At 71.3% G+C, this 12,228-nt stretch carries 11 protein-coding genes; 5 read left to right on the forward strand and 6 right to left on the reverse strand.

Annotated elements, in window-relative coordinates; translation table 11 throughout:
• Positions 1-161 precede the first annotated feature (161 nt).
• Positions 162-1,016, reverse strand: a complete 855-nt coding sequence (locus L942_RS26105; RefSeq protein WP_037365293.1) for a TIGR03619 family F420-dependent LLM class oxidoreductase — start codon at positions 1,014-1,016, stop codon at positions 162-164.
• Positions 1,017-1,167: 151 nt separating this feature from the next.
• On the opposite strand from L942_RS26105, the gene L942_RS44450 reads away from it, so the two are divergent.
• A complete protein-coding gene (locus tag L942_RS44450; protein ID WP_037365294.1) occupies positions 1,168-1,461 on the forward strand; it encodes a DUF3040 domain-containing protein in 294 nt (97 codons plus the stop codon).
• Between the two features lie 3 nt (positions 1,462-1,464).
• On the opposite strand, the gene L942_RS26115 is transcribed toward L942_RS44450, so the two are convergent.
• A complete protein-coding gene (locus L942_RS26115) occupies positions 1,465-1,944 on the reverse strand; it encodes an Lrp/AsnC family transcriptional regulator (protein WP_037365296.1) in 480 nt (159 codons plus the stop codon).
• A 133-nt stretch (positions 1,945-2,077) separates the two neighbouring features.
• Here L942_RS26115 and L942_RS26120 point away from each other — a divergent pair, with 133 nt between their 5' ends.
• Positions 2,078-4,393 carry a transketolase-like TK C-terminal-containing protein gene (locus L942_RS26120; RefSeq protein ID WP_037365298.1) on the forward strand — a complete coding sequence of 772 codons (2,316 nt, stop codon included), beginning with the start codon at positions 2,078-2,080 and terminating at the stop codon, positions 4,391-4,393.
• A 42-nt stretch (positions 4,394-4,435) separates the two neighbouring features.
• Here the strand turns inward: L942_RS26120 and L942_RS26125 are convergent, their stop codons facing one another.
• The 3 genes from L942_RS26125 to L942_RS26135 all read right to left on the reverse strand — a co-directional run bounded on the left by L942_RS26125 (position 4,436) and on the right by L942_RS26135 (position 7,688).
• The gene (locus L942_RS26125; protein WP_037365301.1) at positions 4,436-5,518 is read right to left on the reverse strand and encodes an alcohol dehydrogenase catalytic domain-containing protein; all 1,083 of its coding nucleotides are present in this window, start codon (positions 5,516-5,518) and stop codon (positions 4,436-4,438) included.
• A gap of 21 nt (positions 5,519-5,539) precedes the next feature.
• Positions 5,540-6,952, reverse strand: a complete 1,413-nt coding sequence (locus L942_RS26130; protein WP_037365302.1) for an aldehyde dehydrogenase family protein — start codon at positions 6,950-6,952, stop codon at positions 5,540-5,542.
• A gap of 64 nt (positions 6,953-7,016) precedes the next feature.
• Entirely contained in the window at positions 7,017-7,688 is a 672-nt protein-coding gene (locus L942_RS26135) for a GntR family transcriptional regulator (protein ID WP_037365304.1), read from the reverse strand.
• Positions 7,689-7,868: 180 nt separating this feature from the next.
• On the opposite strand from L942_RS26135, the gene L942_RS26140 reads away from it, so the two are divergent.
• From L942_RS26140 to L942_RS42175, 3 genes are all read left to right on the forward strand, one after another.
• Positions 7,869-8,339, forward strand: coding sequence for a hypothetical protein (locus L942_RS26140; RefSeq protein WP_051166245.1), 471 nt, complete (start codon positions 7,869-7,871; stop codon positions 8,337-8,339).
• Positions 8,340-9,505: 1,166 nt separating this feature from the next.
• The gene (locus L942_RS45010) at positions 9,506-10,429 is read left to right on the forward strand and encodes a trypsin-like peptidase domain-containing protein (RefSeq protein WP_037365308.1); all 924 of its coding nucleotides are present in this window, start codon (positions 9,506-9,508) and stop codon (positions 10,427-10,429) included.
• A gap of 62 nt (positions 10,430-10,491) precedes the next feature.
• Positions 10,492-11,250: a class I SAM-dependent methyltransferase gene (locus L942_RS42175; RefSeq protein WP_051166246.1), complete on the forward strand. Its 759-nt coding sequence runs from the start codon at positions 10,492-10,494 to the stop codon at positions 11,248-11,250.
• 81 nt (positions 11,251-11,331) lie between these two features.
• Here L942_RS42175 and L942_RS26155 read toward each other — a convergent pair whose 3' ends face one another.
• Positions 11,332-12,120, reverse strand: a complete 789-nt coding sequence (locus L942_RS26155; RefSeq protein WP_440201342.1) for a hypothetical protein — start codon at positions 12,118-12,120, stop codon at positions 11,332-11,334.
• Between the last annotated feature and the right edge of the window lie 108 nt (positions 12,121-12,228).

A 12,228-nucleotide genomic window follows, 5' to 3' on the forward strand; every position in this document is an offset into this window, starting at 1 on the left:
GGTCGGGGGGCGTGCCGGCCGGTCACCGCCACACGAAACAAGAGGGAAGGCGTTCCCCGGAATGACGCGCGACCGCCGAGTTCACCCGTTCAGGCGCTATTCGCGATTTCAGCGCGCCGTTTCCAGTCAACCGGGGTAAAGCCGCCCCGAATAGCCACCGATCAGGCTCCGGCCAGGTGCCCGAGCTTCCCGGCGAGCCGGTCGAGCCATGCCTCGACCTCGCCCGGCGATCGGTCCGGGAGGCCGAACACCACCTCGGTCACGCCCACCTCTTCCAGCTTGGCCAAGCCTTCCGGATCCGGACGCGGGCCGAGCGCGATCACCTCCGGCTCTCCCTCGCGCCCCGCCGCCCGCCAGATTTCCCGCAACTGCGCGACTTTCCCGGCGAGGTCGCCCTCGCCCGGCGTGGTGAGCCAGCCGTCGCTGTGCCGCGCGATCCAGCGGAACGTGCGCTCCGTGCCGCCCGCGCCGACGACCACCGGCACCTTGGGCTGCACCGGCTTCGGCCACGCCCAGCTCGGCCCGAACTCCACGAACTCGCCCGAGTAGCTCGCCTCTTCCTCGGTCCACAGCGCGCGCATCGCCTCGAGGTACTCGCGCAGCGCGGTCCGCCGCCGCTTGCCGGGCACGCCGTGGTCGGCGAGTTCGTCGGTGTTCCAGCCGAACCCGACGCCGAGCGTGACCCGGCCGCCGGAGAGATGGTCCAGCGTCGCGACGGTCTTGGCCAGCGTGATCGGGTCGCTTTCCACCGGCAGCGCGACCGCGGTCGCCAGCCGGATCGTCGAGGTCACCGGCACCGCGCTGGCGAGGGCGACCCACGGGTCGAGCGTGCGCAGGTAGCGGTCGTCCGGCAGCGAGGAGTCGCCGGTGCGCGGATGCGGGGCGTCCCGCCGGACCGGGATGTGGGTGTGCTCGGGCACGTAGAACGTCGCGAAGCCGGCCTCTTCCGCGGCCTGCGCGGCCGCCGCCGGGGAGATGCCCCGGTCGCTGGTGAACAGCACGATCCCGTATCTCACCCGGGCGACATTATTAGAACGTGTTTCAGTTCGCAACAGCCTCCCGGCCTGCGGATCGATCCCGCGAAAACCCGGGCTTGACGGCGCCCGTGGGCGGGTACTCCACTGGTACCTGAGCGATCACCGGCCCGTCCTGCCCGAGGAGGGGATCATGCTGCCCCATCGCGACCGCAGCGCCCTGCGGAAGATCGAAGAAGAACTCGCCGCGAGCGACCCCGTGTTCGCCGCGACGCTCAGCCAAGGCGTGCCGCCGGCGGAGACCCGGCGGTGGCAGAAGATCCTTGTCCTCGCCGAGGTCACCACCGCGCTGATGCTCGTCTTCGGCCTGATGGCCGGCGAGACCGGCTGGTTCCTGTGGGGCCTGGTCGCCGCGCCGCTGCTGGTCTGGGTCCACCGGAGCATGCTGCAGCGCGGCCGGGGACGTGCGGCCGACGACCGGCCGTGACCCTCAGCGCCCGGCGGCGCGCTCGAGCAGCGGAGTGAGCCGGTACGGCACCATCTCGCGCATGACGAGCGCGTTGTTGGTGCGCTCGACGCCGGGGATCTCCAGGATTTCCCCGGCGATCCGGTACAGGTCGTCGGCGTCGGTCGCGACCACGTGCACCAGGAGGTCCTGCGCGCCGGTCAGCCCGCGCACCTGCAGCACCTCCGGCACCGCGGCGAGCGCGCGGCCGACCTCGTCCAGCAGCCGCTGGCGCGCTTGCACGGTGACGAACGCGGTGAGCGGGTAGCCGAGCGCGGCCGGGTCGATCCGGTGTTCGGCCGAGCGCAGCGCGTCGCCCTGTTCGAGCCGGGCCAGCCGGGTTTGCACGGTGTTGCGGGACAGGCCGAGTTCGTCGGCGAGCGCGACCGCGGTGGCGCGCGGGGTGCGGCCGAGCGCGAGCAGGATCCGGGCGTCGGTGGCGTCGAGCCGCTGGGTGCTGGGCATGCTGCGCAATCCTCTCCGCACCGGGCGGTGCTGACTTGGGCGTTCTGCGCAATGTTGAACGCGCTTGTTGTGCACCCTACCCAGCTCTGCTGGACTGTCCTGAACTTTCCGCCCAAGAAAGGTCCGATTCGTCGTGAGCAGCGCCGCCCCCGAACGCCTTCCGGACAACGACACGGTGACCGTCCTGCGCGAGGTGCAGGACCGGGTGCTGTGGCTGTCGACCGCGATCATCGACCACGCGAACCGGGTGCGGCCCAACCCGACCGGGCTCAAGGTCGGCGGGCACCAGGCGTCCAGCGCCTCGATGGTGTCGATCATGACCGCGCTGTGGTTCGCCCGGCTGCGCGCGCAGGACCGGGTCTCGGTGAAACCGCACGCCTCCCCCGTGCTGCACGCGATCAACTATTTGCTCGGCGATCTCGACGAGAAGTACCTGACGACGCTGCGCGAGTTCGGCGGCCTGCAGAGCTACCCGTCGCGGTCCAAGGACCCCGACCAGGTCGACTACTCCACCGGTTCGGTCGGCATCGGCGCGACCGCCCCGATCTGGGGCGCGCTGGCGCGGCGCTACGTCGAATCGCACGGCGGCGGCGCGGGCACCGGACGGCAGTACTCGCTGGTGGGCGACGCGGAACTGGACGAGGGCGCGTGCTGGGAGGCGATCCTCGACCCGAACGTGGCCGAACTCGGCGAGGTCGTGTGGATCGTCGACCTGAACCGGCAGTCGCTCGACCGCGTGGTCCCGAACATCGGCGCGACCCGCCTCCAGGGCATGTTCGAGGCCGCCGGCTGGCAGGTGCTGACCGTGAAGTACGGACGCCTGCTGCAGGAACTGTTCGAGCGGCCGGGCGGGCAGGCATTGCGCCGGCGCATCGACGAGATGCCGAACCCGGAGTACCAGCGGCTGCTCCGCTGCACCCCGGCCCAGCTGCGCGAACGCCTGACGACGCCGGAGCTGGCTCCGCTGCTGGAACCCCTCGACGACGAAACGCTGCACGCGGCGATCCGCAACCTCGGCGGCCACGACCTGTCCGCGCTGCTGGACACCTTCGACGCCATCGACGACCACCGGCCGACCGTCGTTTTCGCTTACACCGTCAAGGGGTTCGGCCTCGCCAGCGAAGGACATCCGCAGAACCACTCGTCGCTGCTGACCGCCGAGCAGCTGGGTTCGCTGGCCGAACGCGTCGGGATCTCGCCGGACAATCCGTGGCAGAAGTTCCCCGAAGGCTCCGCGGCCGCGCGGCTGTGCGCGGAGACCGCCGCCCGGCTGGAACGGGAACCCGTTGAGCTGCAACCGGTTCCGGCACTGCCGTCGGACATCGGCCGCACGCCGTCCGGCCGCACCACGACGCAGGCCGCGCTCGGCCGGGCGCTGCTCGACCTGACCCGCGAAGCACCCGAAGCCGCCGAACTCGTGGTGACGCTGTGCCCGGACGTCTCGTCCAGCACGAACCTCGGCGGCTGGGTCAACAAGGTCGGCGTGTGGTCGCCGCAGGAACGCGTCGACTGGTTCGCCGACGACCCGGAGACGATCCTGCACTGGCGCGAGCGGCCCAGCGGACAGCATCTGGAGCTGGGCATCGCCGAGGTGAACCTGGTGAGCGCGCTCGGCGAACTGGGCACGACGTGGTCGCGCTGGGGACATCCGCTGCTGCCGATCGGGGTGCTTTACGACCCCTTCGTGGAGCGCGCGCTGGAACCGTGGTCGTTCGGCATCTACGGCGGCGGACAGTCCATTTTGGTCGGTACGCCGTCCGGGGTGACCCTCGCGCCCGAGGGCGGGGCGCACCAGTCGGTGACGACGCCGTCGGTCGGGCTGGAACAGCCGGGGTGCGTGACGTACGAGCCCGCGTTCGCGTTGGACGTCGAGTGGACGCTGCTGGCGTCTTTGGCACGGCTCGGGCGACCGGACGGAACTTCCGCCTACCTGCGGCTGTCGACTCGCCCGGTGGACCAGAGCCTGGCCGCGGTGCCTTCTGATCCGGCCGCGCGGGAACGGCGCCGCCGCCAGGTCGTCGCGGGCGCGTACCCGATCCGCACCGCCGCGGTCGCCCGCCCGGACGTCACGCTGGTGACGATGGGCGCGATGGTCACCGAGGCGCTGGAAGCCGCCGACCGGCTGGACGCGCTGGGCAAGCATGCCGACGTCGTGTGCGTGACCAGCCCCGGCCTGCTGTTCCGCGCCGTGCAGGCCCGGGCGGGCCAGGACACCGCAGACACGTGGATCCTGGAATCCGCGCTGCCGTCCGAACGGTCCGCGCCGATGGTGACGGTCCTCGACGGGCACCCGCACACGCTGGCGTTCCTGGCGAACGTCCACCGCGTGCGGGCGGCGCATCTGGGCGTGACGCGGTTCGGGCAGTCGGGCGATCTGCGGAGCGTGTACCGGCACCACGGCATCGACACCGACAGCATCATCCAGGCCGCGCTGGACGTGGCGGACTGAGCAGGGACCGGCCGGGACCTCGGCGAGTTCCCGGCCGTTCCTTCAGCCGCCGACGCGGATCAGCGAACGCGCGCCCTCCCCGCGCCGCATCCGGTCGAACGCCTCACTGACCTCCGCCAGCGAAATCCGGTGCGTCACCAGGGTTTCCAGGTCCAGCTCGCCCGCCCGGACCTCGTCGGCGAGAACCGGGATGTCGCGATCGGGGTCGGAAGCGCCGTAGACCGTGCTGGTGAGCGTGCGGGCGAAGTGGAAGATCTCCAGCGGGCTCAGCACGACCTGCTGGTCCTTCCGCCCGACCCCGACCACCGTGCACTGCCCGCCGCGGCGCACCGAACTCCACGCGGTGCGGATCGTCGTCGCCGCGCCGACGCATTCGAAGGCGTGGTCCGCGCCGCGGCCTTCGGTCAGCCCGCGCACCTGTTTGGCGAGTTTGTCGTCGCTCACGAGGAAATCCGTCGCGCCGGCCGCCCGGGCGAGCGCTTCCTTCTCCGGCGACAGGTCGGCCGCGATGATCTGCCCCGCGCCCGCGAGTTTCGCGCCGAGCACCACGCACAACCCGATCCCGCCGAGCCCGAGCACGAGCACGCTCTGTCCTTTTCGGACCTTCGCGGTGTTGCGCACCGCGCCGACCCCGGTGAGCACCGCGCAGCCCATCAACGCGGCCAGGTCGAGCGGCACGCCGCCGGGCAGCGGCACGACGGATCGGCCGGGCAGCACGGTCTCTTCGGCGAACCCGCCGACGCCCAGCAGGACGTTGAGCGGCCCGCCGTCCAGCTCGCCGCGCGGCAGCGTGGTGACGCCCTCGATCGCCGAGCACAACCAGGGCTCCCCGGCCCGGCAGAACCAGCATTCCCGGCACGCCGCGGCCCAGTTGAGCACCACCCGGTCGCCCGGCCGCACGTGCGTGACCTCGCCGCCGACCTCCGCCACCACCCCGGACGCCTCGTGCCCCGGCACGAACGGGTACTGCGGCCGCAGCGTTCCGTCCACCATGGACAGATCGGAATGGCACACTCCGGCGGCCGCGATCCGCACTCGCACGTCCTGCGGCCCGACCGGCGGCAGCACGATGTCGCAGACCTCCGGACGCCCGCCCTGTTCGCGCACGACCACGGCTTTGACCACGGGTTTCTCCTTCGGGCCGGGCTAGAGCTGGATGGATTTGAGTTCGGTGAACTCGTCGAGCGCGGCCCGGCCCATCTCGCGGCCGAGACCGGACTGCTTGTAGCCGCCGAACGGGGCCAGCGGGTTGAAGGCCCCGCCGTTCACGTCGATCTGCCCGGTCCGGACCCTGCGCGCGAAGGCGAGCGCCCGGTCCTGGCTCCCCGACCACACCGCGCCGTGCAGGCCGTAGCGGGAGTTGTTCGCGATCCGCAGCGCGTCTTCCTCGTCGTCGAACGGGATGATCGACAGCACCGGGCCGAAGATTTCTTCCTGCGCGATCGTCGAATCCGGGTCCACGCCGGCGAAAACTGTCGGTGCGACGAAGTAGCCGGTGTCCGCAGGAGCTTCCGCGCCGCCCGTCACCAATGTCGCGCCCTCGGCAATGCCCTTTTCGATGTAACCGCGCACGCGGTCGCGCTGCGCCGCCGAGACGAGCGGGCCGAGTTTCGTCTTCGGATCCAGCGGATCGCCCGTCGTGAACCCTTCGGCGAACGTCTTCGCGAGCGCCACCGCTTCGTCGTGCTTGTCGTGCGGGACGAGCATGCGGGTCCACGCGGTGCAGGTCTGGCCGCCGTTGAGGAACGCGTTGGAGACGCCGACCTTGACCGCCGTCGCCAGGTCCGCGTCGTCGAGGATCACGTTGGCGGACTTGCCGCCCAGCTCCAGCGTGACGCGCTTGACCGTGCGCGCCGCCAGTTCCGCGACCCGCGTTCCGGCGCGCACCGAGCCGGTGAACGACACGACGTCGACCTCCGGATGCGTCGCCAGCGCCTCGCCGACCACCGGGCCGTATCCGGTGACCAGGTTGACCACGCCCGGCGGGAAACCGGCCTCGTGGATCGCGTCGAACAGCTGGTACGCGCTGAGCGGCGCGACCTCGCTCGGCTTCACCACGACCGTGCAGCCCGCCGCCAGCGCCGGCGCGATCTTGCAGGTGATCTGGTGCAGCGGGTAGTTCCACGGCGTGATCGCCGCGACCACGCCCGCCGGTTCGCGCACGATCAGCGAATTGCCGACCTTCTCCTCCGGCTCCTCCTGGCCGAGCAGATCCACGTAGGTCCGCACGTCGGTCTGCGGCAGCGCGGCCTGGATCCGGGTGGCGATCCGCAACGGGGTGCCGACGTCCTTCGCGATCGTCTCGCCGATCTCGTCGGCTCGTTTCGCCAGCCCGTCGACGAGTTTGCGCAGCAGCTCCGCGCGGTCCGCCCGACTGGTCTCGGCCCACGCGGGAAACGCCTCGCGCGCCGCCCGGACCGCCCGGTCGACGTCGGCGGCCGTGCCCTCCGGGATGTGCGCCTGGACCTGCTCGGTGGCCGGGTTTTCCACCGGGATCACGCCTTCGCCGTCCGAACGCACCCATGCGCCGCCGAGGTACAGCACGTCTCGCTCCGCCACCGAGTCTCCTTCGACCTGCGTTGTCTCCCTCGGGGCCGGATTCTATAGAAAACGCCCGGGCTGTCTAGTGCGCGGCGAGCACGCCCTGCGCCGCGAGGAAGTCGACCAGCAGATCCCCGGCCTCGCGGATGTGCGCCGCCATCGCTTCCCGCGCCGCTTCCGGCTCGCGTTCGCGCAACGCGGCGAGCACCCGGTCGTGGTCGTCGCGGGCCAGCAGCGGCCAGCCGGGGATGTCGGCATAGGCGGAAAAGGGCACGTACCGCAGCGTCAGCGAGAGCATCCAGGTGAACTTCGGCGCCGCGGCCGCGTGATTGATCATGCGGTGCAACGCGAAATCGGCCCGCTCGGTCGCGTCGAGATCGCCGTCGCGAACGGTTTTCTCGATCTCGCGCTGCAAGTCGTCCAGCCGGGCCAGCCCCGCCGGATCGAACGTCTCCGCCGCCCGCGCGGCCAGTTCGCCGGACACGTAGGCCTGCATCGCGTAGACGTCCACGACGTCCCGCCGCGTCACCGGGATCACCCGGAATCCCCGCCCGGGCCGGAAATCCACCATGCCCTCGCCCGCGAGCGCCATCAACGCCTCGCGGACCGGGGTCGCGCTGACGCCGAGCCGCTCGGCCAGATGCTCGGTGCGCAGCCGCTCGCCGCCGCGGACCGCGCCGGTGAGGATCAGATCGCGCACCTGCTTGGCGACCCGCGGGCTCAGCCGTTCGCGCGCTTCTCCGGCCACCGTCACGAAAACTCCCCGCCAGCGTTGGGTTTCCCGCCATCGTAGCCGTTCCCCGTCGATGTGACGCCGATCACTTTTCGGGTCCTGGAGAACCTGGGGAGGGGGTCGCGTCGACTACCCGGACGAACCCATGCACGGGTGAACCGCAAAGTGTCCTCAGTGGACACAACGAGGGAGGGAAACGGAATGTCAGCGAAATCTTCGGTTCTGCGCCACGGCCGCCTGGTCGTCGGCACGGCCATCGCCGCGGCCGTCATCGCGGGCGGAACGATCGGAGTGGCCGCCGCGGCGACCGGCGAGCACCCGGCGGCGCCTGCCCCTGCCGCTGCCGCTGTCGCTCAGCCGCCCGCCGAACAGCCGCCGGAAGGCGCCCGGGCCGTCGTGAAGGTCGACCCGAACCCGGCCGCCCCCGGCGGGGACGTCACGATCACCGGCAACTGCGGCGGAGGCAAGGGCCTGAAGAAGGTGATCGGCGGATATCCGGGCCATCAGGTGCTGAAGGACGTCAAGATCGTCGACGCGAACCCGGAAGCCTTCAAGGCAACGGCGAAACTGACGACGAAGATCGGCGACGGAGTGGGTCCGGTGATGGTCGACTGCGACGGAGAGGCAGGCGTGACCCTGCTGGTGACCCACACCCCGGCGGAGGGCCAGTGACGGCGACGCTCCGAGGCACCCGAGTGACCCGGGTCGGTTCGGAGGTGGCGTCGGCTAGATAGGTCGGTGGTCGCGGTTGTCGGGCCACGGTCGCGATTGAGGGCCCACAGTTGCGGTCGTCGGCCCACGATCGCGATCATCCGTCCGCAGTCGGCAGTTGCGGTCGCAGCGGCGGTCGGGAATCGCGGTCGCAGTCGGCACTCGCGGTTGCCGGTTGCGGGCGGCAGTCACCGCCGCCGGTCGCAGTCGCAGTCGGCAGTTGCAGTCGCGGCTGCGAGCGGCAGTCGCCGTCGCCGGTCGCGGTCGGCAACTCCGGTCGGCAACCGCGGTCGGCAACCGCGGTCGCCAATTGCGGTCGGCAACCGCGGTCGCCAATTGCGGTCGGCAACCGCGGTCGCCAATTGCGGGCGGCAGTCACCGCCGCCGATTGCGCTCGCGGTCGGCACTCGCGGTCGCCGGTCGCGCTCGCGGTCGCCGGTCGCCGGTCGCCGTCGGCACGCGCGGTCGCCGGTCGCCCTCGCGGTCGCCCGTCGCGGCCGGCGGTTGCGGCCGCCCGCCCGCAGTTGCGGTCGACAGCCACGGTCGCAGTTGACGGCCGCGGTCGTCCGCCCACGGGTGCGGTCGTCGCCATGCCTGTGGCTGACGGCCCACGGTTGCCGGTCCGGTCGGTGGCCACCGACCGGACCGGTGACAGCCGCCTCCGCACGGAGACGAACCGGGCGCAGCGGGCGACGTTCCGGTATCCGGAAACCTGCTGCCGCGCTCGCCGCCTCCGCCGGGGAGGCGACCGCGTTGGCCGAGCAACCTGCCCGGCCGACGCGGTCGGTCGCGCGAGCGGGTCGAAGCGCTGCGCGGGCCTGGCCGCACGACACCCCACCTGAGGTCGCCCAAACACCGACCCGATCGGCCGCGGTCGGCGTGCGCAGCAGGTCCGGTGACCGGCCAGTCCCCCAGACTGGCCGGTCACGTCCGACGGCCGGACGCGGGTCCGGTGCGCCGGGAAAAGAGCCCGTCACCGCATGGCTCACTCACCCCCGCGAGGGGGGAAACTCCCGGCCGCACCGGCACGAATCCCCTGCTGTGAGCGGATGTGCGAGCGCTGTGAGGTTGCTGTGGATCCGGCCGTACGGGATGCCCGGCGGGCGTCGGCATGGTCATCTTGAAGCGTGAGAGTCAACGTTTCCCGGACCGCGCTGGTCGTCTGCGCGGCGGCGGCGATCGTCGCGACCGGCGGCGCCAACGCCGTCGTCGACACCGCTGACGTCACCGCCTCGACCGGCCAGCCGAGCGGCACGAGCGCCCCCGCCGGGTCGACCGGCGACACGTCGCGCGGCACCGGGACGAACGCCTCATCCGGCAGCACCGGCACGCCAGCCGCCTCGAGCGGCACCACCTCCAGCAACGCTGGAACGAACACCCCCGCCGCCTCGCCCGGTGGCGCTTCCAGCAACACTGGAACGAACGCCCCCGCCGGGACCGCCAGCCCAGCCGTCGGCGCGTTGTTCTCCGGCGGCAACCACTTCTGCTCGGCAAGCGTCGTGCACAGCCCCACCGGCGACCTCCTTCTCACCGCCGCGCACTGCGTCAGCGGCGACGTCTCCGGCATCACCTTCAAACCCGGCTACCACGACGGCATCGCCCCCTACGGCACCTGGCAGGTCACCGCGGCGGTCGTCGCCGACGGGTGGAAATCCTCGTCCGACCAGGACCTCGACTTCGCGTTCCTCAAGGTCGCCCAGCCCGGTTCCGCGAGCCTCGAAAGCCTCACCGGCGCCAACCAGCTCGGCACGAACCAAGGCTTCTCGCACACGATCACCCTCACCGGCTACCCCAACGGCACCGAACAGCCGGTCGTCTGCACCGGCGCCACGACCCAGTCCGACACCTACCAGCAACGCGTCGCCTGCCCCGGCTTCCCGGACGGCACCAGCGGCGGCCCCTGGGTCGTCAACCAGGACCCGAACACCGGAACCGGCACCGTCATCGGCACCATCGGCGGCTACCAGACCGGCGGCGCCACCCCGGACATCTCGTACAGCGCCTACTTCGACGACGACATCGCGCAGCTCTACCGATCCGCCATCAGCTGATCAGCCCGCCGAAACCGCAGCTTCACGCATAAGGTTCGAGCGACGGGGTCAGGAGGGCCGCGATGGGTTCCGGAACGTCGGCGGACGAGTTCGACGAGTGGTACTCGAACATGCGGCGCAGCGCTGCCCTCGACGACATCCACCAGCGGCACCTCGGGCTGCCGCCGCGATTGCTGTCGAGCAGCCTGCTCACCTGGGACGGCATCGCGGAAGTCGTCGAGGCGCTGCGGCTCAAGCCGGAAGCCCGGTTGCTGGATCTGGCATGCGGACGCGGCGGGTACGGCCTCGAGATCGCGTCCCGCACTGGGGCGCGGCTGATCGGCATCGACTTCGCGCCGGAAGCCATCGACCAGGCCCGGCTCCTGACTCGGCAGTTCGGTTCGGTGGCCGCCGAGTTCCGGGTGGGCGAATTCGCCGACACCGGCTTGCCGGACGCATCAGTGGACGCGATCGTGTGCGTCGACGCGATCCAATTCCAGGCGGGCGCCGAAGCGTTCGAGGAGATGCGGCGAGTGCTCCGTCCGGGCGGACGCGTCGCACTGACGACTTGGGATGCCGTTGAGCACGCGGACGAACGCGTGTCCGCACGGATTCGAGCGGTCCATGCCGAAGCCGGCCTCACCGAAGCCGGATTCACGAATGTGGTCGTTCGGGAACGCCCGGAGTGGCGGGCTGCGGAGCGAGCGATGTGGGAAGAAGCCGCGGCGCTCGACCCGGGTGACGATCCCGCGCTGCACTCCCTTCACCGGGAAGGCGTCCAGGTACTGGCCGGCTTCGATCTGAGGCGCAGAATTCTCGCCACTGCGACCGCAGGCAGCTGATGCGCGTGAGCCGGCACCAACCGAATGCCCCCGATCAGCGCGGCGGTGACAAACCTCATCGCCAGAGCGCCGAAACCCCGCTCAGCTCGAACTAGGCGGCGCAGCCGGAGCCTGATGCAGCGAAAGATTCTGCCCCGCCTTGTCGTCCGCGGCCCACGCGCCCGACTCCGCCGTCCACGTCTGACCGGCGAAGCTCACCCGGTCCACGCCCAGCTTCGCCGCGCGGGCGACGAGCCAGCTCGCGATCCGCCAGCCCTCCGCGGAAGGGTGCGCGCCGCTCAACCGTGCCGTGCCCAGTTCAGCGTTCGCGACGGTGACCAGGTTCGCCGGCGGGTTCAGCGTCAGGTTCCGGCAGGTCAGCGCCGCCGGGTACTGGCCGGTCAGCGCACCGGTCAGCGCGGTGGCTTCGTCTTCCCACTGGGCGTACGCGTCGGGGGCGCCGGAACGCTGCACCGCTTGTGCGGCCTCGGTAATCGGAATCGTCTGCCAGTTGTCGAGTTTCGCGAGTTTCTTGTAGAACTCCGTCGCCGAGTAGACCGGGTCCTGGAGCTGATCCGGGGTGCCCCAGCCTTGGCTCGGGCGCTGCTGGAACAGGCCGACCGAATCCCGGTCGCCGCCGCTCAGGTTGCGGAGTTTCGACTCCTGCAGGGCAGTCGCGAGCGCGATCGTGACCGCGTGCGACGGCAGGCCCTGCTTGATCCCGACCGCGGCGATGATCGCGGCGTTGTTCATGGGGTCCGGTTGCAGCGTGTACTGCGGCGCGGAGGCGTCGTTGGGCCCCTTCGGCAGCGCAACGGTGCAGCCGGGGGTCTTCACCTCGTCGCTGCTCGAGAACATGACTACCACGACCACCACGGCCGCGAGAGCCACGACGACCGCGAGGATCGCCGCTCGTACGCCACACCCGCGCACCCGTGCCCGCCCTTCCCGCTGCCCGCTTCAAGTGCACAGTCTGCCCGGGCGGTCGGGCCGCGAGAC

The sequence above is a fragment of the Amycolatopsis orientalis DSM 43388 genome, assembly GCF_000411975.1.
Taxonomy (GTDB): domain Bacteria; phylum Actinomycetota; class Actinomycetes; order Mycobacteriales; family Pseudonocardiaceae; genus Amycolatopsis; species Amycolatopsis orientalis_D.